This window comes from Streptomyces sp. MBT65, from assembly GCF_016612545.1.
GTDB lineage: Bacteria > Actinomycetota > Actinomycetes > Streptomycetales > Streptomycetaceae > Streptomyces.
Genome location: NZ_JAENRY010000021.1, coordinates 26961 through 49582, shown reverse-complemented (window position 1 = coordinate 49582; position 22622 = coordinate 26961). Strand labels below are relative to the sequence as shown.

Annotated in this window: 23 protein-coding genes; 11 read left to right on the top strand and 12 right to left on the bottom strand. The window is 69.5% G+C overall.

What is annotated here, in order from left to right; translation table 11 throughout:
* The 5 genes from JHN63_RS07700 to JHN63_RS07680 all read right to left on the bottom strand — a co-directional run.
* Positions 1–849: SCO1860 family LAETG-anchored protein (locus tag JHN63_RS07700; RefSeq protein WP_200678198.1), on the bottom strand; the 849-nt coding region annotated here is incomplete at its 3' end.
* Between the two features lie 131 nt (positions 850–980).
* Complete coding sequence (locus JHN63_RS07695) at positions 981–2072, bottom strand: amidohydrolase family protein (RefSeq protein ID WP_200678196.1); 1092 nt, start codon at positions 2070–2072, stop codon at positions 981–983.
* A gap of 34 nt (positions 2073–2106) precedes the next feature.
* Positions 2107–2895 (bottom strand): amino acid ABC transporter ATP-binding protein, encoded by a 789-nt coding sequence (locus JHN63_RS07690; RefSeq protein WP_200678190.1) that lies wholly within the window; start codon positions 2893–2895, stop codon positions 2107–2109.
* Positions 2892–3719 carry an amino acid ABC transporter permease gene (locus JHN63_RS07685; RefSeq protein ID WP_200678206.1) on the bottom strand — a complete coding sequence of 276 codons (828 nt, stop codon included), beginning with the start codon at positions 3717–3719 and terminating at the stop codon, positions 2892–2894. The genes JHN63_RS07690 and JHN63_RS07685 overlap by 4 nt, the downstream gene beginning before the upstream one ends.
* On the bottom strand, positions 3716–4567 hold the full coding sequence (locus JHN63_RS07680; protein ID WP_200678189.1) for a transporter substrate-binding domain-containing protein: 852 nt from the start codon (positions 4565–4567) through the stop codon (positions 3716–3718). Before JHN63_RS07680 ends, JHN63_RS07685 begins: the two co-directional genes overlap by 4 nt.
* A gap of 175 nt (positions 4568–4742) precedes the next feature.
* On the opposite strand from JHN63_RS07680, the gene JHN63_RS07675 reads away from it, so the two are divergent.
* The 5 genes from JHN63_RS07675 (at position 4743) to thpD (ending at position 9298) form a co-directional block, all read left to right on the top strand.
* Positions 4743–5807 carry an aminotransferase class V-fold PLP-dependent enzyme gene (locus JHN63_RS07675; protein ID WP_200678188.1) on the top strand — a complete coding sequence of 355 codons (1065 nt, stop codon included), beginning with the start codon at positions 4743–4745 and terminating at the stop codon, positions 5805–5807.
* A gap of 290 nt (positions 5808–6097) precedes the next feature.
* Positions 6098–6616, top strand: a complete 519-nt coding sequence (gene ectA / locus JHN63_RS07670) for a diaminobutyrate acetyltransferase (protein ID WP_200678187.1) — start codon at positions 6098–6100, stop codon at positions 6614–6616.
* Between the two features lie 46 nt (positions 6617–6662).
* Complete coding sequence (gene ectB / locus JHN63_RS07665) at positions 6663–7934, top strand: diaminobutyrate--2-oxoglutarate transaminase (RefSeq protein WP_200678186.1); 1272 nt, start codon at positions 6663–6665, stop codon at positions 7932–7934.
* Positions 7935–7988: 54 nt separating this feature from the next.
* On the top strand, positions 7989–8393 hold the full coding sequence (locus tag JHN63_RS07660) for an ectoine synthase (RefSeq protein ID WP_200678185.1): 405 nt from the start codon (positions 7989–7991) through the stop codon (positions 8391–8393).
* 5 nt (positions 8394–8398) lie between these two features.
* Positions 8399–9298, top strand: coding sequence for an ectoine hydroxylase (gene thpD, locus JHN63_RS07655; RefSeq protein WP_200678183.1), 900 nt, complete (start codon positions 8399–8401; stop codon positions 9296–9298).
* A gap of 16 nt (positions 9299–9314) precedes the next feature.
* Here thpD and JHN63_RS07650 read toward each other — a convergent pair whose 3' ends face one another.
* The 4 genes from JHN63_RS07650 to JHN63_RS07635 form a co-directional block, all read right to left on the bottom strand.
* On the bottom strand, positions 9315–10364 hold the full coding sequence (locus JHN63_RS07650) for an aminotransferase class V-fold PLP-dependent enzyme (RefSeq protein ID WP_234476267.1): 1050 nt from the start codon (positions 10362–10364) through the stop codon (positions 9315–9317).
* A 96-nt stretch (positions 10365–10460) separates the two neighbouring features.
* Positions 10461–11174 carry a DsbA family oxidoreductase gene (locus JHN63_RS07645; protein WP_200678179.1) on the bottom strand — a complete coding sequence of 238 codons (714 nt, stop codon included), beginning with the start codon at positions 11172–11174 and terminating at the stop codon, positions 10461–10463.
* Between the two features lie 75 nt (positions 11175–11249).
* Positions 11250–11741 (bottom strand): GNAT family N-acetyltransferase, encoded by a 492-nt coding sequence (locus JHN63_RS07640; RefSeq protein WP_200678178.1) that lies wholly within the window; start codon positions 11739–11741, stop codon positions 11250–11252.
* Positions 11738–12733, bottom strand: a complete 996-nt coding sequence (locus JHN63_RS07635; protein ID WP_200678177.1) for a GlxA family transcriptional regulator — start codon at positions 12731–12733, stop codon at positions 11738–11740. Before JHN63_RS07635 ends, JHN63_RS07640 begins: the two co-directional genes overlap by 4 nt.
* 70 nt (positions 12734–12803) lie before the next feature.
* Here JHN63_RS07635 and JHN63_RS07630 point away from each other — a divergent pair, with 70 nt between their 5' ends.
* Complete coding sequence (locus JHN63_RS07630; protein ID WP_200678176.1) at positions 12804–14186, top strand: MFS transporter; 1383 nt, start codon at positions 12804–12806, stop codon at positions 14184–14186.
* Here the strand turns inward: JHN63_RS07630 and JHN63_RS07625 are convergent.
* Positions 14146–14754: a DUF1349 domain-containing protein gene (locus JHN63_RS07625; RefSeq protein WP_200678175.1), complete on the bottom strand. Its 609-nt coding sequence runs from the start codon at positions 14752–14754 to the stop codon at positions 14146–14148. The genes JHN63_RS07630 and JHN63_RS07625 overlap by 41 nt on opposite strands.
* A 92-nt stretch (positions 14755–14846) precedes the next feature.
* Complete coding sequence (locus JHN63_RS07620) at positions 14847–16376, bottom strand: aldehyde dehydrogenase (NADP(+)) (RefSeq protein WP_200678174.1); 1530 nt, start codon at positions 16374–16376, stop codon at positions 14847–14849.
* A 140-nt stretch (positions 16377–16516) separates the two neighbouring features.
* On the opposite strand from JHN63_RS07620, the gene JHN63_RS07615 reads away from it, so the two are divergent.
* From JHN63_RS07615 to JHN63_RS07605, 3 genes are all read left to right on the top strand, one after another.
* The gene (locus JHN63_RS07615) at positions 16517–17290 is read left to right on the top strand and encodes an IclR family transcriptional regulator (protein ID WP_200678173.1); all 774 of its coding nucleotides are present in this window, start codon (positions 16517–16519) and stop codon (positions 17288–17290) included.
* A gap of 27 nt (positions 17291–17317) precedes the next feature.
* Positions 17318–17791, top strand: a complete 474-nt coding sequence (locus tag JHN63_RS07610; RefSeq protein WP_200678171.1) for a GNAT family N-acetyltransferase — start codon at positions 17318–17320, stop codon at positions 17789–17791.
* Positions 17792–17855: 64 nt separating this feature from the next.
* On the top strand, positions 17856–19316 hold the full coding sequence (locus JHN63_RS07605; RefSeq protein WP_200678169.1) for a penicillin-binding protein 2: 1461 nt from the start codon (positions 17856–17858) through the stop codon (positions 19314–19316).
* Positions 19317–19369: 53 nt separating this feature from the next.
* Here the strand turns inward: JHN63_RS07605 and JHN63_RS07600 are convergent, their stop codons facing one another.
* Positions 19370–20821, bottom strand: coding sequence for an NCS2 family permease (locus JHN63_RS07600; RefSeq protein ID WP_200678167.1), 1452 nt, complete (start codon positions 20819–20821; stop codon positions 19370–19372).
* A 263-nt stretch (positions 20822–21084) separates the two neighbouring features.
* On the opposite strand from JHN63_RS07600, the gene JHN63_RS07595 reads away from it, so the two are divergent.
* Positions 21085–21651, top strand: coding sequence for a SigE family RNA polymerase sigma factor (locus JHN63_RS07595; protein WP_200678165.1), 567 nt, complete (start codon positions 21085–21087; stop codon positions 21649–21651).
* The gene (locus JHN63_RS07590) at positions 21648–22508 is read left to right on the top strand and encodes a hypothetical protein (RefSeq protein ID WP_200678164.1); all 861 of its coding nucleotides are present in this window, start codon (positions 21648–21650) and stop codon (positions 22506–22508) included. The genes JHN63_RS07595 and JHN63_RS07590 overlap by 4 nt, the downstream gene beginning before the upstream one ends.
* The last annotated feature ends 114 nt before the right edge of the window (positions 22509–22622 follow it).

The window sequence follows — 22622 nt, the reverse complement described above, 5'->3', positions numbered from 1 at the left end:
CAGCAGCACCGCCCCGCCCGCAACATACGGCGTCATGGAGCTGCCCCCCGTCTCGGCCAGCCCCGCCTCCGCAGGCGCCCCCTGCGGCTTCACATCCGGCGCGGGGTCGGCAGGCGGCGCCGAGGCGACCTCGGGTGCCTCACACGTCGCCCGCGCCAGTGTCACCGTCCCCTCCACGTCCGCCACGTTCAGCTTCAACGGGTTGACGGACACCTTGAGTTCTAGCGCGGTGGCGGCGGCCGTACGGGACGTGGTCGACGTCTTGGAGAGGTCGAGGCTGACCGAACCGACCCCCGGTACCTGAACCTCCGTAGGACCACTGGCAGTTACCGTGACCCGCTTGCCAAGTACCGTCACGGACCCCGGCAGATGCGACGTCGCGACCGGCGCCTTCCCCGCCTCGCACGTCGCCCTGGACGTGACCGCGTCGACCTCGATCAGCGACAGCAGCGGCAACCCCGGGACATGGAGCCGGGCATGGGCGAGGTTCGTGTACCCCTCGGCCTTGGTCGCGGAGACCGTCGCCTTCGCCGTGGCGACATCCGCACCGAGCACACTGAACGGCTCCCCACCGTTCACCCCGTCCAACTGGGCCGTGAGCGCGGTCTTCTCGGCACTCTGCGGCGCCTGGACCTCGTTGAGGGAGACCGCGAGCGGAACATCCACGGTCTTGTCGAGCAGGGACACGTCGAGCCCGGTCCGCAGGACGACGGCGCTCGCGCGACCCTGGTCGGTGGTCGCGTGCGCGGACCCCGCGCCGACCAGCGCCACGGGACCGGCGACGAGCGCGGTCGCCGTGGCCACGGTGGCCCAACGGCGTGCGGGCATGCGGAAGTTGGTGCCGTTCAAGGTGTGGGACCCCCAGAAGAGACATGCTTGGGACCCGGTAAGAATTACCCACGACGAGTGAACCGTCAGCGATCCCGCGTCACTTCACCCCATCGTGGGTTTTCCGTGAACGTATTCGAATCGCCCGGCGACTATTCGACCACCAGCCCGTTCAGCACCACCCGCCGCGGCGACGCGAGCACGCGCACATCGGCGCGCGGATCCGAGTCGTAGACGACGAAGTCCGCCGGCGCGCCCTCGTCGAGTCCCGGCCGCCCCAGCCACCGCCGCGCGCCCCACGCGGTCGCCGACAGCGCCTCTACGGCCGGGATACCGGCGGTGACGAGTTCGGCGACCTCGGCGGCGACCAGGCCGTGGGCCAACGACCCGCCCGCGTCGGTCCCGACGTACACCGGGACGCCCGCGTCGTAGGCGGCGCGCACGGTGTCGTAGCGGCGGTCGTAGAGCCGGAGCATGTGGGCGGACCAGGTCGGGTACTTGGTCTCGCCGCCCGCGGCGAGGCGCGGGAAGGTCGCGATGTTCACGAGGGTCGGCACGATCGCGACGCCCCGCGAGGCGAACAGCGGGACGAGGTCCTCGGTGAGGCCGGTGGCGTGCTCGATGCAGTCGATGCCCGCCTCGACCAGGTCGCGCAGCGCGTCCTCGGCGAAGCAGTGCGCGGTGACGCGCGCGCCGAGCCGGTGGGCCTCGGCGATGGCCGCCTCCACCGCGTCACGCGGCCAGCAGGCCGACAGGTCGCCGAGGTCGCGGTCGATCCAGTCGCCGACCAACTTCACCCAGCCGTCGCCGCGTTGGGCCTCCTGCCCGACGTAGGAGACGAGTTCGTCGGGCTCGATCTCGTGGGCGAAGTCGCGGATGTACCGGCGGGTGCGCGCGATGTGCTTCCCGGCACGGATGATCTTCGGGAGGTCCTCGCGGTCGTCGATCCAGCGTGTGTCCGACGGCGAGCCGGCGTCACGCAGCAGCAGGGTCCCGGCCCCGCGGTCGGTGAGCGCCTGCTTCTCGGCGGTCTCCGCGTCGACGGGGCCGTGGGTGCCGAGGCCGACGTGGCAGTGGGCGTCGACCAGGCCGGGGAGCGCCCACCCGTCGACCGTACGGATGTCGCGGGCGTCGACGGGACGGTCGTAGGAGATGCGGCCGTCGATCACCCAGAGTTCGTCGCGGATGTCCTCCGGTCCCACAAGGACCCGGCCCTTTACGTGCAGCACGGCTTGATCGCTCATGGGACGCACGATAGTTCGTCGAGTGCGGGTCCCCTCAAGGGGCGCTGTCCTCGTCCTGCACCTCGGCCATCGCCGGGTCCAGCAGGCGGGACAGGAAGTGGCGGGTCCGTTCGTGCGCGGGGTTGGCGATGACCCGGTCCGGAGTGCCGTCCTCGACGATCACGCCACCGTCCATGAACACCACCCGGTCCGCCACCTCGCGTGCGAACGTCATCTCATGGGTGACGACCATCATCGTCATGCCCTCGTTCGCGAGCATCCGCATCACCGCGAGCACGTCCCCCACCAGCTCCGGGTCGAGCGCCGAGGTCGGTTCGTCGAAGAGCATGACCTCGGGGTCCATCGCCAACGCCCGGGCGATCGCGACGCGTTGCTGCTGGCCGCCGGAGAGGGAGGCGGGGTAGGCGTCGGCCTTCTCCGACAGGCCGACGCGGCGCAGGTTCTCGGCGGCCACCTTCGCCGCCTCCGCCTTGTCGCGGCGCAGGACCCGGCGTTGCGGGAGGGTGAGGTTCTCGGTGACGGACAGGTGCGGGAAGAGGTTGAACTGCTGGAAGACCATGCCGATACGGCGACGCACGGCGTCGATGTCGACATCGGGGTCGGTGACCTCGGTTCCGCCGACGAACACCCGCCCCTGGGTGGGTTCTTCGAGCAGGTTCACACAGCGCAACAGCGTCGACTTGCCGGAGCCGGACGGCCCGATGACGCACACCACCTCCCCCTGTCCGATCTCCAGGTCGATGCCGCGCAGCACCTCGTTCGTGCCGAACGACTTGTGCAGGCCCCGGACTTCGATCTCGGGACTCCCGGACGGGACACTCATCGCACGGCCTCCCCGGTCTTCGTCTCCATGCGGCGCACCACGAAGCTCAGCGGGATGGTGACCAGCAGATAGCACAGGCCCGCCACCAGGATCGGCGTGGAGTTGGCCGTCGTACTGGCCAAGTCCCTTCCGTATTTGGACAGTTCGCGTTCCTCCAGGGTGACGCCGAGGAACAGGACCAGCGAGGAGTCCTTGAAGAGGAGGACGAGTTCGTTGGTCAGCGGCGGCAGGATGATCCGGAACGCCTGCGGGACGACGATCGACACCATGGCCCGCGCCTGCGAGAACCCGAGCGAACGGGCCGCCTCCAACTGCCCCTTGGGCACCGCCTGGATGCCCGCGCGGATCGTCTCCGCCATGTACGCGGCCGACACCAGGCCGAGCGCGAGGGCGACCTTGCCGTAGGTACCGCCGATGATCTCCGTGCCCGGGAAGGCGAGCGGCACGGCGACGCCGACGAAGATGAAGATCAGCAGGGCGGGCAGTCCCCGGAAGATCTCGATGTAGATCCCGGCGAGCCAGCGGTACGGCCCGACCGACGACAGCCGCATCAGCGCGACGACCATGCCGAGGACCAGCCCGAAGACGAAGCCGGAGAGGGTGTAGAGCACCGTGTTCTTCAGCGCCAGCGTGATGACGTCGGGGAACATCTGTTTGGCGATGCTCCACTGCGCGAACTGGTTCTTCAGGCGCCCCCAGTCGGCGGTGACCGCGAAGGCGGTCACCGCGCCGAGGAACACGGCGTACTGAACTCCCCTGGACAGCCTGCGTCGTTGACGGCGCGTCAGGCCATTTGCCCGCGGCTGGAGTTGCAGGTCGGTCATGAGGCCGAGGGCGAGGCGGCCGAGGCGTCGTACGGGCCGATCCACTTCTCGTACAGCTTCTTGTACGTCCCGTCCGCCTTCGCGTCCTTGATGGCCTTGTTGATGGCGGCGAGCAGTTTCGTGTTGCCCTTCTTGACCGTGAAGCCGTACTGCTCACCGGTGTTGAGGTTGTCGACGACCTCGAAGGCGTCGGCGTTGGCCTTGGTCTTCAGCCAGCCCTGTACGACGGGGTAGTCGATGATGACGGCCTGGACCTGGCCGGTGCGCAGGCCGTTGAGGACGGCGTCGGAGGACTCGAAGGAGACGGGGTCGAAGCCCTTGCTCTTCGCGTAGTCCTCGCCGGTGGTCTGCGCCTGCGCGCCGAGCTTCCTGCCCTTGGCCTTCACGTCGGCGAGGGAGGTGATCCCGCTCTTCTTGTCGACGAGGACGGCCTGGGTGGCGTCGAAGTACGGATCGGAGAAGTCGACGTTCTTCTTGCGCTCGGCGGTGATGGTCATGCCGGCGGCGGCCAGGTCGCACTCGTCGGCGTTGAGGAAGGCGCCGGTCTTGAAGTTCTCGAACGGGGTGTCGAGGATCGTCTGCTTCACACCGAGGTTCTTGGCGACCAGGTCGATGAGGGAGACGTCGAAGCCCTGCACCTTGCCGTCGATCTCGGACTGGAAGGGCGGGTACGGGAGGTGCGTGCAGGTGGTGAGCCGACCCGCCTTGACGAGTTCGACGCCGCCGGCGGCGGTCTTCGAACCGCTGCCCCCGCTGTCGCTCGACGTACAGCCGGCCACGAGGACGAGTGCGGCCGTCGCGGTGGTGGCGGCCAGGGTGCGGGCCCGGCGGCCGAGGAGCGTGTTCACGGAGGCCTCCTGTGACGGAACTGTGGCTTCCGATTATTCGGAGGAGCGGGGCGGCCCGCTCGTGGTGAGGTGTCGGCGAGGGGGCCGTACGGGCTAAGAAGTCGCCGGTCGGAGGGGCCCAGGGGCGCCGGTTACCCTCATTCCCATCGACCCCCGCGAGTGAAAGAGCACCGCCGTGACGCACCCCTTCCTCGACCTGGCCCCGCTGAGCGCCGTGCACTTCGCCGCGATCGAGGACCGGGTGGCTCGGCTGCTCGACACCGAACAGGATGTCGTGATCATGCAGGGCGAGGCGTTGCTGCCGCTGGAGGGCGCGATCCGTTCGACGGCGGGGCCGGGCACGGTCGCGCTGAACGTGATCACCGGCCCCTACGGGCAGACCTTCGGGGACTGGCTGCGCGACTGCGGCGCCGAGGTGATCGACCTGGCGGTCCCGTTCCACACGGCGGTGACGGCGGACCGGATCCGAGCGGCCTTCGAGGCGCGCCCGGAGATCGACTTCGTGTCCCTCGTCCACGCGGAGGCGGCGACCGGCAACACGAACCCGGTCGCGGAGATCGGCGAGGTCGTGCGTGCGCACGGCGCGCTCTTCTACCTGGACGCGGTGGCCTCCATCGGCGCGGAGCCGGTGCTGCCGGACGCGTGGGGTGTCGACCTGTGCGTGATCGGCGCGCAGAAGGCGATGGGCGGCCCGGCGGGCGTATCGGCGGTGTCGGTGAGCGCACGGGCCTGGACCCGCATGACCTCGAACCCCGGGGCCCCGCGCCGCTCGTACCTCTCCCTCCTCGACTGGAAGGACCGCTGGACCGACGCCGGCCGCAAGGCGCTGCCGCACGCACCGGCCCAGTTGGAGATGCTCGCTCTGGAGGCGTGCGTGGAGCGGATCGAGTCGGAGGGCCTGGACACGGTGATGCGCCGCCACGCGGTCGCGGCCGCGGCGACCCGGGCGGGCGCACTGGCCCTGGGCGGCGGCCTGGAGCCGTACGTCCACGACGCGTCCGAAGCAGCCCCGGTCGCTACGACCCTCAGGACACCGCCGGGCACCATCGCGTCGGAGCTGGTGGCGAGGGCCCTGGCGTCGGACCCCACCCTGCCGCTGGTGGCGGGAGGCGGTGCCCTGGCCAAGGAGATGATCCGGGTCAACCACTACGGGGTCGATGCGACCGTAACCGTGGTGCAGCGCTGCCTGGCGGCACTGGGCGCGGCGATGGAAAGCACCCACAGCATTACCGACGCCTGATCCTGATGTAATTCCAGGGAATTCAATCGCCGAATTCACCGCCACTTTCACGGGCAGCTTCCCATTCTCTCCTGCCCGCTTTCAGCGCGACCAAACGCAAACAATTCGCGTAGATCTCGTGAGGGTCACATGCTTGTGACCCGTTACACAGGTCGTCCGATTTACGGCTTACCTGCGGGTCAAACCGGTTCATACCTCACGCACATGCACGCGTGATAACACAGCACCGCCTCAGACGTAACCCCATCCCTCCATGCAATTTTGAATTTCCCTCGCTAAATTCAATTCGCATGACTGCCACCCAAGCCGACCTGTACGCAGACCTGCACATCGACCGCCCCACAATGGCCGACGGCGCCGCGCTCTGGCGTATTGCCAAGAACTCGGACGTCCTCGACCTGAACTCGTCGTACAGCTATCTGCTGTGGTGCCGGGACTTCGCCGGTACGTCGGCGGTCGTACGGGACGAGCGCGGGGAACCGGTCGGCTTCGTCACCGGGTACGTGCCGCCGGACCGGCCGGGCACCCTGCTCGTGTGGCAGGTGGCCGTCGACGCCGCGCAGCGCGGCCGCGGGCTGGCCGCCCGACTGCTCGACGGACTCACCGAGCGGGTCGCCGCCGCGTACGGGGTGACCGCGATCGAGACCACGATCTCGCCCGGCAACACCGCCTCCGAGCGCCTCTTCACGTCGTACGCCGAACGGCACGGCGCCACCGTCGAGCGCACGGTCCTGTTCGAGGCCGGTGACTTCCCGGACGGACCGCACGACCCCGAAGTGCTGTACCGGATCGGCCCGTTGAGTCGCTGAGACCCCGGCCGCCGAGAACCCCACCCCCCACCGAGGAGCGATTCGCGTGACCATCACCCAGCCCGATCTCAGCGTCTTCGAGACCCTGGAGTCCGAGGTCCGCAGCTACTGCCGCGGCTGGCCCACCGTCTTCGACCGGGCCCGGGGCAGCCGTATGTACGACGAGGACGGCCACGCCTACCTCGACTTCTTCGCGGGCGCCGGCTCGCTCAACTACGGGCACAACAACCCTGTCCTGAAACGGGCGTTGATCGACTACCTGGAGCGCGACGGCGTCACCCACGGGCTCGACATGTCGACCAGCGCCAAGCGCGCGTTCCTGGAGACCTTCCAGGATCTGGTGCTGCGGCCCCGCGACCTGCCGTACAAGGTGATGTTCCCGGGCCCGACCGGCACCAACGCCGTCGAATCCGCGCTGAAGTTGGCGCGGAAGGTGAAGGGGCGGGAAGCGATCGTCTCCTTCACCAACGCCTTCCACGGCATGTCGCTCGGCTCGCTCGCCGTGACCGGCAACGCCTTCAAGCGGGCCGGTGCCGGCATCCCGCTGGTGCACGGCACGCCGATGCCGTTCGACAACTACTTCGACGGCCAGGTCCCCGACTTCCTGTGGTTCGAGCGGCTGTTGGAGGACCAGGGCTCCGGCCTCAACAAGCCCGCCGCGGTGATCGTCGAGACCGTGCAGGGCGAGGGCGGCATCAACGCCGCCCGCCCCGAATGGCTGCGCGCGCTCGCCGAGTTGTGCGAACGCCAGGACATGCTGCTCATCGTCGACGACATCCAGATGGGCTGCGGGCGCACCGGCGCGTTCTTCTCCTTCGAGGAGTCGGGGATCGTGCCCGACATCGTCACCGTGTCCAAGTCCATCAGCGGCTACGGCCTTCCCATGTCGCTGTGCCTGTTCAGGCCCGAGCTGGACATCTGGGAGCCGGGCGAGCACAACGGCACCTTCCGCGGCAACAACCCGGCGTTCGTCACCGCCACCGCCGCCCTGGAGACGTACTGGTCGGACGGCTCCGCGATGGAGAAGCAGACCCGGACGCGCGGTGAGCAGGTCGAGCAGGGGCTGATCTCCATCACCGAGGAGAACCTCGCCGACATCAAGGAGTACCGGGGCCGCGGACTGGTCTGGGGCATCGAGTTCAAGGACCCCGAGCGCGCCGGACGGATCTGCGCCCGCGCCTTCGAACTCGGCCTGCTCGTCGAGACGTCGGGCCCGCAGGGCGAGGTCGTGAAACTGCTCCCCGCGCTGACCATCACCCCCGAGGAACTGGACGAGGGCCTCAGCATCCTCGCCCGCGCCGTACGGGAAACCGTCTGAACAACCCGACCGGCCCGACCATCTGACACCACGTCAAGGAGGCGTCACCCCACCGTGATTGTCCGTTCGTTCAAGGAACTCGAAGGCACCGACCGGCACATCAAGGCCGCGTCCGGCACCTGGGAGAGCAAGCGCATCGTCCTCGCCAAGGAGCGGGTCGGCTTCTCGGTCCACGAGACCGTCCTGTACGCGGGGACCGAGACGTCGATGTGGTACGCGAACCACATCGAGGCCGTCGTCTGTGTCGAGGGCGAGGCCGAACTCACCGACAACGAGACCGGGATGACGTACACGATCACGCCCGGGACCATGTACCTCCTCGACGGGCACGAGCGGCACACGATGCGGATCAAGGAGGACTTCCGCTGCATCTGTGTCTTCAACCCGCCCGTCACCGGACGGGAGGACCACGACGAGAACGGCGTATATCCGCTGCTGACCGAGCCCGAGGAGGTGTGACGAGCATGACGACCACCGTCACCAGCGTCACCGATCTGTACCCCAGCCGCGGCACCACCGAGGTGTCCGTCCCGCGCAAGGACCCCGTCGTCTGGGGCTCCCCCGACACCCCGGGACCGATCCCGCGGGCCGACCTCCAGTCCTTCGAGCGCGACGGCTTCCTGTCCATGCAGGACCTCCTGCCCGACGCCGAAGTCGACGTCTACCGGCGGGAGTTGGAGCGTCTTGTCGCCGACCCCGCGATCCGGGCCGACGAGCGGTCGATCGTCGAGCCGCAGTCGAAGGAGATCCGCTCCGTCTTCGAGGTGCACCGGATCAGCGAGGTGTTCGCGCGGCTCGTGCGGGACGAGCGGGTCGTCGGGCGGGCCCGGCAGATCCTCGGCTCGGACGTGTACGTCCACCAGTCCCGGATCAACGTGAAGCCCGGCTTCGGCGCGAGCGGCTTCTACTGGCACTCGGACTTCGAGACCTGGCACGCCGAGGACGGTCTGCCGAACATGCGCACCGTGTCCGTGTCGATCGCGCTCACCGAGAACCACGACACCAACGGCGGCCTCATGATCATGCCGGGCTCGCACCGCACGTTCCTCGGCTGCGCGGGCGCGACCCCCGAGGACAACTACCGCCGGTCGCTCCAGATGCAGGACGCGGGCACCCCGTCCGACGAGGCGCTGACCGACATGGCCTCCGCGTACGGCATCAAGTTGTTCACGGGCAGGGCCGGTTCGGCGACCTGGTTCGACTGCAACTGCATGCACGGCTCCGGTGACAACATCACCCCGTTCCCGCGCAGCAACGTCTTCATCGTGTTCAACAGCGTGGAGAACACGGCGGTCGAGCCGTTCGCGGCGCCGGTACGACGGCCGGCGTTCATCGGGGCGAGGGACTTCACCCCGGTGCGGTGACCCGCCCCTTCCGGCCTCAGCCGGCCAGCACGTCCAGGAGCCGGTCGACGTCCTGCGGGGTGTTGTACAGGTGGAAGGCGGCGCGCAGGTTCCCGGCGCGGTCGGAGACCTCGACTCCGGCCGCGCTCAACTCCCCCTGCCGCCGCCCGAGTCCGGGCACCGACACGATCGGTGAGCCCGGGGACGCGACGGGCTGATGCCCGAGGGTGTCGAGGCCCGCACGGAAGCGGTCCGCCAGGCCGAGGTCGTGCGCCCGTACGGCGTCGACGCCCAACTCCTCCAGCAACGCGAGGGAGTTGCGGGCCCCGGCGTAGGAGAAGAGTGCCGGGCTCTCGTCGAACCGGCGGGCGGAGTGGGCGAGTTCGGCGACCGGGCCGTAGCAGCTGTCCCAGGGTGCCTCGCCCGCGACCCAGCCGGCGAAGATCGGGGTGAGGCCGCCGAGGTCCTGAGGTGTGACCAGGAAGGCGACCCCGCGCGGGGAGAAGAGCCACTTGAAGCCGACGGCGGCCACATAGTCGTAGGCGTCCGCGTCGAGGTCGAACCAGCCGACCGCCTGTGACGCGTCGACGTACGTACGCGCCCCGTGTTCGGCCGCGGCCGCCCGGAGCGCGGGCAGGTCGGCGATGCGGCCGTCGGCCGACTGGGCGGCGCTGACCGCGACGAGCGCGGTGCCGGGGCGTACCGACTCGGCGATCCGCTCCAGCGGGACACTGCGCACCTTGAGGTCGGCGCGCATGTGGAAGGGGTTCACCACGGAGCTGAAGTCGGCCTCGGCGGTGAGGACTTCGGCGCCGGGAGGCAGCGCGGAGGCGATCAGTCCGCTGTAGACGGCGACCGACGCCCCGGCCGCCACCCGGTCGACCGGCACCCGGGTGAGGCGGGCGAAGGCGGCGCGGGAGGCCTCGACGTCGTCGAACATGTCGGTCGGTGTGCCGACCGCGGCGGCCTCGACGGCGGTGTGCATCGCGGTGACGGTGCGGGTCGGGAGGAGGCCGGTGCTCGCGGTGTTGAGGTAGGTGTTCTTCGGGGCGAACTCGGCGCGGACGAGGCTCTCGAAGGTCTCCATGGCACCACTCTGCGGTGCCGTGCGAGCCTCGTCCATTGCGCGTTTTCGCGTGAATCCTCTAAGCGATGCTTATGCGTCGCGTGTGACCTGCGGTTTTCAGGCCTGCGGCACCGCGCACCCGTCGGGACCGCACGCCTCCGCGTCGCCGCTGTCGATCAGCTTCAGCGGGGAGTGCTCGCCCCACGCCTGGGTCAGTGCCTGGGCGAAGACCTCGGCGGGCTGGGCGCCGGAGACGCCGTACTTGCGGTCGAGGACGAAGAACGGGACGCCGTTCGCGCCCAGTTCGGCGGCCTCGCGCTCGTCGGCGCGGACGTCGTCGGCGTAGGCGGTCGGGTCGGCGAGCACCTTGCGGGCCTCCTCGGCGTCCAGCCCGACGCCGACGGCCAGCTCGACGAGCCGCTCGTCGCTGTCGAACACGGACCGCTCCTCGGCGAAGTTCGCCTTGTACAGCGCCTGGATCAGCTCGTCCTGGCGGCCCCGCTCCTTGGCGAAGTGGAGCAGGCGGTGCATGTCGAAGGTGTTGCCGTGGTCACGGTCGCGGGTGCGGTAGTCGAGCCCCTCGGCGGCGGCCTGCGCGCCCAGGTTGTCCTCGCCGGCCTGCGCCTGCGCCTCGCTCATGCCGTACTTCTTGGTGAGCATCTTCAGCACGGGCTGGGTGTCGCCCTTGGCGCGGCCCGGGTCCAGCTCGAAGGACCGGTGCACGACCTCGACCCCGTCGCGGTGCGGAAACGCGTCGAGCGCCTTCTCGAAGCGGGCCTTGCCCACGTAGCACCAGGGACAGGCGATGTCCGACCAGATCTCGACGCGCATTCTTCGGCTCTTTCCAGACGTGTACGGCTACGGAGACTCCCTCCGTTTCCCCCGTGAACGCTCCGCCGACCCGCTTCATTCCCCGCCGACGGCCAGCCGCATCCCCAGATGGTGATCACCGTCGTCCGGATCGGCGACCCAGCCCTGACGGACGTAGAAGGCCTGCGCCCGTGCGTTGTCGACATGCACATCGAGTACGGCGGTCCGCCGGGCGTCGGCCCGCCACTGCTCGACGCAGGCCGCGTGCAGGGCCGTACCGAGGCCGGCCCGCCAGCGGTCGGGGTCGACGTGGAACTGGAACAGCGTGACCGTGTCCGCCGGGTCGCCGTCCGCGGTGCGGAAGGAGGCGATGGCGACGATACGGCCGCTCTCGACCGCGCACAGCACATGGGCGTCGGGGCGTTCGATGGAGCCCATCCAGGCGGCGCGCCAGTCGAGGTCGGACGGCGGGAGGCCGTCGGGGTAGTAGGTCGACCGGGCACGGAAGTGCAGGCCGGCGATGGCCTCCGCGTCGGCCGGCAGAGCCGTGCGGATCATCAGGGTGTCGATGGCGCGATCACTCGTCATGCGACCGATGACGTGACCCCCGCCGTTTCGGTTCCCAGCCGGCTGAACTGCGCCCGGTAGGCGCTCGGGGTCAGTCCGGTGCGGCGGACCAGGTGGCCGCGCAGCGAGTCCGCCGTGCCCAGGCCGCAGGCGCGGGCCACCTGGTCCATGGGGAGGGTGGTGGTCTCCAGGAGTTCCTTGGCGCGCTCGACGCGCTGGTGGAGCAGCCATTGGAGCGGGCTCACCGCGCTCTCCGCGTGGAAGCGGCGGGTGAGGGTACGGACGCTCACGCCCGCGTGCCGGGCCAGGTCGGTGAGGGTGAGCGGCTTGTCGAGGTTGCGCATGGCCCAGCCCCGGGTGTCGGCGCAGGCGGTGCCGCGTTCGGGCGGCAGCGGGGTCTGGGTGAACTGGGTCTGGCCGCCCGGGCGTACGGGCGCGACGAGGGCGAGGCGGGCGACCTCGTTGGCGACGGCGGCGCCGTAGTCGGTGCGGATGATGTGCAGGCAGAGGTCGATGCCGGCGGCGTATCCGGAGGAGGTCAGGACCTGGCCGTCCTGGACGTAGAGGACATCGCCGGTGAGGTCGATCTCCGGGTAGCGGCTGCGGAGTTCCTCCGCCTGGTTCCAGTACGTCGTGGCCCGGCGGCCGTCCAGGAGTCCCGCCTCGGCCAGGGCGAACGCGCCGCTGCAGATGGAGGCGATGCGCGTTCCCGCGGCGGCGGCCTCGCGGAGGGCGGCGACCGTGCGCGGATCGGGCGTGTACCGGTGGCCCGTACCGACGACGAGCACCGTGTCCGCGTCCCGCACGACCTCGAGGTCGCGCCGAACGTGCAGGTCGAGGCCGCCCGTGGTGGGGACAGGTCCCGGCTCCGGGGCGCAGATCAGCGTCTCGTAGCCCGGCTCCCCGTCGATCTCGACCCGCTCGAACAGCAGCTCGGGGATGGCGAGGTTGAACATCGAGACGGGGGTCGCCGCGACGACGGCGACCCGACGGGGACGGCTGGACCGGTCCATGGCCAGAACCTCCGGGTGTATGGCGTTCCAGCCACTACTCTACGGCGTCGCGCATCCGCAGCATGGACGCATGACAACCCCGACCCCCACGTCCACCACCCAACTCCCGCCCCTCATCGGCGACTTGAAGAACCCCTCCCCGGCCCTGGTCCTCGTGGCCGCCCTCCTCGGTTTCGCGCTCATCAGCCTCGACGCGTCCGTGGTGAACGTGGCGCTGCCGTCCATCGAGGACGCGTTCGGCGGCGGGATGTCGGGGCTTCAGTGGGTGGTCGACGCGTACACGCTGTCCTTCGCCGCGCTGATGCTGTCCACCGGCGCCTTCGCGGACCGGGCCGGGGCGAGCCGCGCGTACGCGATCGGCCTCGCGGTCTTCACCCTCGCCTCGGCCGCCTGCGGCCTGGCCCCGAACCTGCCCGCGCTGATCGTCGCGCGCGTGGCGCAGGGTGTGGCGGCGGCCGTCGTCCTGCCGGCCTCGCTGTCCCTCGTACGACAGGCCTACGCCGAACCGGCCAAGAGGGCGCGGGCGGTGGCGACCTGGGCGGCCGGGGGCGCGGTGGCGGTGGCCCTCGGTCCGGTGGCGGGCGGTGCGCTGACCACGCTCTGGGACTGGCGGGGCGTCTTCTTCGTCAATCTGCCGCTGGGCGCGGTGGCGCTGTCGCTGCTGCTCCGGGCGCCGCGCTCGGAACGCCGGCCCGCACCGCTGGACCTGCCGGGCCAACTCCTCGCGGTGATCACTTTGACGTCCGTGACCTTCGCGGTGATCGAGGGCGGGGTGACCGGGATCGTCGCGCTGCTCGTCGCGATCCTCGCGGGCGCGCTCTTCGTCCGGGTCGAGCTGCGCCAGTCGCATCCGGTGGTGCCGTTCGGCCTGTTCCGCAGTCGTACGGTGTCCGTGGCGGTCGCCTCGGGCGTCGCGTGCAGTGTCGCTTTCTTCGGCCTGGTCTTCGTCTTCTCGCTCTTCTTCCAGCGGGTGCAGGGCCGTTCGGCGCTGTACGCCGGGCTGATGTTCCTGCCGATGACCGGTCTGATCGGAGTGACGAACCTCGTGTCGGGCAAACTGGCGGCCCGCCACGGCGCCCAACGGCCCATGCTGATCGGCCAGTCGCTCGCCGCGCTGGGCTCACTCGTCCTGCTCTGCGTCGACGAGCGCACGCCCCCGCTCCTGGTGGCCTGGCTCCTCGTCCCGATGGCCCTCGGCTGCGCCCTGACGGTCCCGCCGCTGACCATCGCGATGATGGACGCGGTACCGGCCGAGCGGGCGGGTCTGGCGGCCGGGGTGCTCAACTCGGCGCGGCAGGTGTCGGGTGGGCTGGGGATCGCCGTGTTCGGGGCGCTGGTCTCCGACGGTTTCACGACGGGCCTGCGGGAGAGCCTCGCGATCAGCGCGGCCCTCTTCACGGTGACGGCCTGCCTCAGCTTCCGTCTCTCAGGTCGTCCGGCCAACTCGGCCTGAACTCAAGGTGGTCGTACGTCACGACACACCCCTCCCCCATCGGCGACTGCGTCATGAATCCGACCAGCGCCGCGTCCGTCTCCTTCTCGTCCCCGAGGGTGAAGAGCCGGACGAATATCCAGCGCTCACCGTCCCGGGAGGCGTGGAAGGCGAAGGCACGGCCGGTGCGGCTCACGCGTAGCCATACCGAACTGCCCTCGACCGTGAAGGAGTTGGCGTCGTCCGAATGCCCTCGGGTGACCACCGTGCAGACGGTCGGCACGTCCGGGGAGTACTCCAGACACAACTTGGCCCAGGCCCGCTCACCGACGTGGACGTAGAGCACCCCGGCGTCGAAGGACCCCGCGAACCCGACGGTGACGCGGGCGATGAGCTGGAAGTCACCGTGCGGCGCCCCCAGCAACCGGGGCGCGTCGGAGGCGGGTTCCAGCCCTTCCCCGGTGGGCGGCACGAAGCGATCCTGCCGGGGCCCGGCCCACCCGCTGAGCACACCGTCCTCGTAGGACCAATGCCCGTCGGGCCCGTAGGTGCGGAGGGGAAAGGGCAGTTGGGTGAGTTCCAAGTCCATCCACTCATCATCGCAGGCCAGGAAATTGCTTTCAGGTGTGCGGTCGGCCACAACGGACCGTCGGACGGAAATCCACCGCACCCCCAACGCCGCTACCGCTCCAAGTGCCCGTCATAACGCCGAGGCAGGCCCAGCGGATTGCCGTCGCGCAACTCCAACGGAAGCAACGCTTCAGGAGTGTTCTGGTAAGCCACAGGTCGCAGCCACCGCTCAATCGCCGTACCACCAACAGAAGTCGAGGTGGACGTCGTAGCGGGGTACGGCCCCCCGTGATGCTGCGCCGGCGCCACGGCGACCCCGGTGGGCCACGCGTTCACCAACACCCGCCCGGCCAACGGCGTGAGCTCCGCGAGGATCTCCGCCCCACGTCCCTCCCCGGCCGCTTCCTCCGCCGACAGATGAACCGTCGCCGTAAGATTCCCGGGCAGTCGCGACAGCACGGCCTGCGCCTGCGCGTCGTCGTCGTAGCGTGCCACCACGGTGACCGGCCCGAAGCACTCCTCGAGGAGCAGGTCGTACGCCCCCTCGGACGCGAGCCTCTCCGCCGGCACCGTCAGGAACCCGGGGCTCACCGTGTGCTCGCTGCCCGCGCCGGGCGTCACCGGCGAGTCCACATCGGGGAGTTGAGCCCGCTCGCTGACCCCCGCGAGGAAGTTGTCCCGCATCCTGTGGTCGAGGAGCACCCCGGAGTCCGTGTCACTGACGGCATCGGTGAGCGACTTGACCAGCCCGTCCCCGGCGGAGCCGGACGGCACGAGCACCAGCCCCGGCTTCACACAGAACTGGCCGACGCCCAGGGTCATGGACCCCGCGAGCCCCGTGCCGATCGCCTCGGCACGCTCGGTCGCCGCCGCCTCGGTGACGAACACCGGGTTGAGGGAACCGAGTTCGCCATGGAAGGGGATCGGGACCGGGCGGGCGGCCGCCGCGTCGAAGAGGGCACGACCGCCTCGTACGGAACCGGTGAACCCGGCCGCCGAGACCAACGGGTGCTTGACCAGTTCGACGCCCGCCTCGAAGCCGTGGACCAGGCCGAGGACGCCGTCCGGGATGCCCTGCTCGGCGGCGGCCCGGCGCAGCACCTTCGCGACCAGCTCGGACAGGCCGGGGTGGTCGGGGTGGGCCTTGACGACGACCGGACAGCCGGCGGCCAGCGCGCTCGCGGTGTCGCCGCCGGGGACGGAGAAGGCGAAGGGGAAGTTGGACGCCGAGTAGACGGCGACGACGCCCAGCGGCACCTTGTAGCGGCGCAGGTCCGGGATCGGCGGGGTGGCCGTGTCGTCGGGGTGGTTGATCACCACGTCGAGGAAGGCGCCCTCGTCGACGATGTCCGCGAAGGCCCTCAACTGGTAGCAGGTGCGGGCCAGTTCACCGTTCAGCCGGACCGGGCCGAGCGCGGTCTCCGCGTCGGCGACCTCGACCAACTGGTTCTTGGCCGCTTCGAGCTGGTCGGCGGCGCCGCGCAGGAAGGCCGCGCGGACCGTACCGTCGGCGAGCGAGCCGCGCGCGGCGTGCGCCGCGCGGACGGTGGCGTCCACCTCCTGGGCTGTGGCCTCCACCGCAACCTGTTCCCGCTGCTTCCCGGTTCGGGGGTCGACACTCCAGACTGGTGCTGCTGCCACCGGGGGTCCCTCCACATGTAATGCCGCAGTTCTGGGTCATTCACCAGGCTCGTTCGATATGCTGAACGCTGTCTCTTATGGTGAATATGCTCGTGGAGACGATAACTCAAGGTTCTCGTCGAACGAAGGGGTCAAGGGCGATGTCGGCAGGCGAGACAGGCGGCGGGGCACAGGTCAAGTCCGCGGTGCGGACGGTGGAGCTGCTCGAATACTTCGCGGGCCGGCCCGGTATGCACTCCCTCGCGGCGGTCCAGGAGGCCGTCGGCTACCCCAAGTCCAGCCTCTACATGCTGCTGCGCACACTCGTGGAGCTGGGCTGGGTGGAGACGGACGCGACGGGCACGCGCTACGGCATCGGTGTCCGGGCGCTGCTGGTCGGCACCTCCTACATCGACGGCGACGAGGTCGTGGCGGCGGCCCGCCCCACCCTGGACCGTCTCTCGGACGACACCACGGAGACCATCCACCTCGCCCGCCTCGACGGCACGAACGTGGTCTATCTGGCCACCCGCCAGTCGCAGCACTATCTACGGCCCTTCACCCGCGTCGGCCGCCGCCTCCCGGCGCACTCGACCTCGCTGGGCAAGGCGCTGCTGAGCACCTACTCGGACGAGCAGGTCCGCAAGATGCTCCCGGAGACGCTGCCCGCGCTCACCGAGCACACGATCACCGACCGCGAGAAGCTCATCGAGGAGCTGCACACGGTCCGCGAGCAGGGCTTCGCCGTGGACCGCGAGGAGAACACGCTGGGTCTGCGCTGCTTCGGCGTCGCGATCCCGTACCGCACCCCGGCCCGGGACGCGATCAGCTGCTCGGTGCCGGTGGCCCGGCTGACGCCCGCGCACGAACAGATGGTGAAGGACGCCCTGTTCGACGCCCGCGACCGGCTGACCCTCGCCACCCGGCGACTCTGACCCGTGACGTCACGCATGGAGGTATTCATGGAGGTCGCGCTCCGTCCTGTCCACGACAGCGATCTGCCGGTCTTCTTCCGGCAGACGAACGACCCCGAGTCGCTGCGCATGGCCGCCTTCACCCACAAGGACCCGGCCGACCGGGACGCCTTCGACGCCCACTGGAAGCGCATCCGCGCCCAGGCCGACGTACTGAATCGCACGGTCCTCGTGGACGGCGACGTGGTGGGCAGCGCGGCGGTGTACGGCGAGCCCGGCGAGCGCGAGGTGACGTACTGGATCGACCGCGCCTACTGGGGCAAGGGCATCGCGACGGCCGCACTGCGCGACCTGCTGGCCGAGGAGCCCGAACGCCCGCTGCACGCGCGCGTGGCGGCCGACAACGCGGCGTCCCGGCGCGTACTGGAGAAGTGCGGCTTCGTGGTCACCGGCCACGACCGGGGGTTCGCGAACGCGCGCGGCGAGGAGATCGACGAACTCCTCCTGACGCTGACTTCATGAGCGCTGGATGAGAAAAGCGCCGTAAGGGAACGATTCGTTCCCGCCCGGTCGTCTTCAGAGCGGGATGAACAAGACGATCAGACGCACCTCCGTGTTCGTACTGCTCCTCGTGTTCGCTCTCCTGGTGAGGGCGACCTGGGTGCAGTTCTACGACGGCCGGGCACTCGCGGACGACCAGGACAACCGACGGAACGCGATCAAGACGTACGCGGACCCGCTCGGGAACATCATCGTGGCCGGGAACGCGATCACCGGCTCGGCCCGGACGGAGAGCAGCAGCGACCTCGCGTACAAACGCACGTACACGGACGGCAAGCTGTACGCGGCGGTGACGGGCTATGCCTCGCAGAGTTACGCGCCGACGCAGTTGGAGGGGATCTACGCGGATCTCCTCGACGGCACGGACAGCAGCCTGAACACCGCCATGGACACGGTCACCGGCGAGCGGGCCGCCCCGGGCAACGTGGTGACGACGATCGACCCTGATGTGCAGAAGGCGGCGTACGACGCGCTCGGCGACAAGAAGGGTGCCGCCGTGGCGATCGATCCGACGACCGGCAAGATCCTCGCCGTCGTCTCGACCCCGTCCTACGACCCCTCGACGCTGACCGACGCCGACACCGCCGCGTCCGCGTGGAAGCAGCTCAACGCGGACGCGGACAAGCCGCTGACCAACCGCGCGCTGCGCCAGCCGCTGCCGCCGGGATCGACGTTCAAGCTGGTCGTGGCGGCGGCCGCGCTGGAGGACGGCCTGTACTCGTCGGTGGACCAGAAGACGACGAGCCCCTCGCCGTACACCCTGCCGGGCACGGTCACCCCGCTGAGGAACGAGAGCTCCTCCGCGCCCTGCACCAACGCCTCGATCCGGGTCGCGCTCCAGTACTCGTGCAACACCGTGTTCGCGAAGATGGCCGTCGACCTGGGGCAGGACAAGGTCAGGGCGATGGCCGAGAAGTTCGGCTTCAACGACGACAAGCTGGACATCCCGGTGCGGGCGTACCCGAGCGTGTACCCGTCGAACATGGACAAGTCGTCCACGGCCCTGACCGGCATCGGCCAGTACGACGTGACGGCCACCCCGCTCCAGATGGCCATGGTGTCGGCCGCCATAGCCAACGACGGCAAGCTGGTCTCCCCGCACATGGTGTCGGAGACCACCGACAGCGGCGGCGATGTGGTCCACAACTACGACGACAACACGACGACGCAGCAGATCGTCAGCTCGCGCACCGCCCAGCAACTCCAGTCGGCGATGCAGACGGTCATCACCGAGGGCACCGGCACGAACGCCCGGATCGCCGGCGTCACGGTGGGCGGCAAGACGGGCACGGCCCAGCACGGCGAGAACAACGACCAGTCGCCGTATGCCTGGTTCACGTCCTACGGCAAGTCCGACGACACCGGGAAAGAAGTCGCCGTGGCCGTCGTGGTCGAGCAGTCGGACGCGGCACGGTCGGAGATCAGCGGCAACGGCTTGGCGGCCCCGGTGGCCAAGGCGATGATGAAGGCGGCGCTGAAGAGTTGAGGCGGCGCTGAAGAGTTGGCGAGCGGCCCCGGCCGGGTGGCCGGGGCCGTCGTTCACTTGACGCCCAGGATCTGCTCCACCGGGTCGATGGCGAAGTACACGAGGAACAGCGCGGACACCCCCCAGAGCAGCCAGTTGACCTCCTTCGCCTTGCCGAGCACCGCCTTGATCACGACGAACGAGATGAACCCCGCGCCGATCCCGTCGGTGATCGAGTACGTGAACGGCATCGCGGCGATCGTGAGGAACGCCGGAATCGCGATCTCGTAGTTGTCCCAGTCGATGTGCTTGACATGGGTCATCATCAGGAACCCGACGGCGATCAGCGCGGGCGCGGCGGCCTGCAACGGCACGATCGTCAGCAGCGGCGTAAGGAACAGCGCGAGCCCGAACAGCCCACCGGTGACGAGGTTCGAGAACCCGGTGCGCGACCCCTCGCCGACACCCGAAGCCGACTCGATATAGGCGGTGTTGGAGGACGCCGAACCAATACCACCGGCAACGGCGGCCGCACCGTCGATGAACAGGACGCGGCCGATGTTCGGCACCTGTCCGTCGTCGTCCAGGAGACCGGCCTCCGCGCTGATACCCACGATCGTGCCCATGGCGTCGAAGAAGTCCGACAGGATCAGCGTGAAGATCAGCAGGATCACGGTGATCGCGCTGGTCTCGCCGAACGCGCCGAACAAGCTGAAGTGGCCGATGAGTCCGAAGTCGGGCGCGTCCAGGATCTTGTCCGGCACCTTGGGGGTCATCAGGCCCCAACTCTTGATGTCGGCGGCGGAGTTGATGATGATCGCGAGAACGGTCATCGTGACGATGCTGATCAGGATCGCGCCTTTCACCCTGCGGGCGACCAGCGCGATGGTCAGCAGTACGCCGAGACAGAACACGAGGACCGGCCAGCCGGCGAGATGACCGACGGCACCGAGCTGCACGGGGACCGTGGTCTGCGCGGCGTCCGGGATCCGACTGACGAAGCCCGCGTCGACGAAGCCGATGAACGCGATGAACAGTCCGATGCCGACGCCGATGGCCTGCTTGAGCTGTTGCGGGATCGCGTTCATGATCGCCTCGCGCAGTCCGGTGAGGACCAGCACGCAGATCAGGACGCCCTCGATGACGACGAGGCCCATCGCGTCGGGCCAGCTCATCAGCGGCGCCAACTGGAAGGCGACGACGGCGTTGAGGCCGAGACCGGCCGCGATCGCGAGCGGAAGATTGCCGCCGACGCCCATGATGACCGTCATCACACAGGCCACCAGGGCGGTGGCGGTGACCAGTTGGCCGGTGTCGAGCGAGTGCCCGAACTTGTCCTTGGCGCTGCCGAGGATGATCGGGTTCAGCACGAGGATGTAGGCCATCGTGAAGAACGTGGCGAAGCCGCCGCGTATCTCACGGCCGAAGGTGGATCCCCGTTCGGAGATCTTGAAGAACCGGTCGACACCGTTCGCCGCCGGTGGTTCGGCACTTGGCCGTTCGGCCACCGTCTGGGACTCGGACATGCGGGTACTCCTCGTTGCCTCAATGATCGGTGCGCGGATGCTGGCTGGATTGTTCCCGCGTTGAACCTGTTTCAGGTTTTCCCCGTGTTACGGAATCGGAGCCGACCTGCCGGTCCTCGGTCGACGGGTCAGACAGCGTTCGAAGGTCCGTACCAGAGTGGCCGATTGATCACTGCTACGCTCCGGATCTCATCGGGTTCGCCCCTGAATGATCACGTGTCATCTACATGACACCCACACACCGTAGCGAGGAGAGGTACGCCGTGGGCACAGTCGTCGACGCCGCCGCCTCCGAGGAGTTCCACGCCTTCTTCGAACGCCACTACGCCGAACTGTCCAGGCTCGCCCACCTGTTGACGGGCGAGGCGGACGCCGCCGACGATCTCGCGGCCGACGCGCTGCTCGCGCTCTGGCACCGCTGGGACCGGGTGCGCGCCGCGGACCATCCGGCGGCCTACGCCCGTGGGGTCGTCGCCAATCTGGCCCGCACCCGGATCCGCAGCGCGGTGCGCGAGCGGCGGCGGGTCGCCCTGTTCTGGTCGCAGCGCGAGGAGAAGACCGAGAACCCGGACGTGGCCGGGGTGGTCGACGTCCAAGAGGCCCTGCGCAGACTGCCGTTCCGCAAGCGGGCCTGTGTGGTGCTGCGGCACGCGTTCGATCTGTCGGAGAAGGACACCGCGCTCGCGCTCGGTGTGTCCGTCGGTACGGTTAAGAGCCAGACGTCGAAGGGCATGGCCGAGTTGCAACGTCTGCTCGGCCCGCAGAGCCCCCCGCTGCGGATGCACGCGGTGATGGCGCGCGGCGGCGAGACCGGAGGGAGGAACCGATGAGGCACCAGGACGTGCGCGACGACGAGTTGAGCGCCCGGCTGCACGAGGCGGCCGAGGCGCACGAACCCGACCGGGCGCGCATCCTGGCGCGGCTGGAACGCGGTATGGCCACGCAGTCGCGTCCCGACCACCGGGCCACCCGGCCGCCCGTGTTCGGCTGGGTGCGGGTGGTCAGCGCGACGGCGGCGGTGGCGAGCGTCCTCGCGATCGGCGGCTACGCGGTGGCGTCCGCCGTGAAGAACAACTCCCCCGCCCAGCAGACGGTGTCCGTCTCGCCGACCCCGACGCCCACGCCGTCGCCGGACGCGACAAGCCGTACGCCGGTCAAACCGGTTGCCCCGACGGCGAGTTCGGGTTCCGACAACGCCTCGCAGAGCTCTCCGAAGGCGAGCACCTCGCCGACCGCGAAGTCCCCGACCGCGTCCGCCTCCACGCCTGTGCTGCCGGCCGCGTCCGGTGTCCAGGACGGCCCGCTGTGGTCGGACGGTTCGATCGACCCGGGCAGCAACGACTTCTGGGCGCAGAGCGATGTCACCCTGAAGACGACCAAGCAACTCTCCGCGCTCACCGTCCAGTTGAAGGTCAAGCTGACCGACGGGGTCAGCTCCGCGGGCGCCTGGCGCTCGCTGCCCGAGCAGGACTTCACGCAGACGGTGACGGAGCAGGACGGGTTCCTGGTCTACACCTGGGTGCTCAAGGAGGGCCGTAAGGTCGCGGTCGGCGAGTGGGTCTTCGCCGGGCAGTACAACCATGCGCGCGGCGACCGGGACGCCAAGGACGACGGCTACTCGGCGGCGGGCACGGCGGCCGGCCAACAGCTGTCCGTGAAGGGCGACTTCGCGGCGCAGAAGTCGTAGCGGACAGTCCTAGCCGACGGTCCCGGAAGAAACTCCGGTCGGTCGGCAACCCTTTCTCCGGCGGTGGCGACAAGGAAGCGCAAGGTTCCTCTCGCACGGAGTCATACGGAGCAA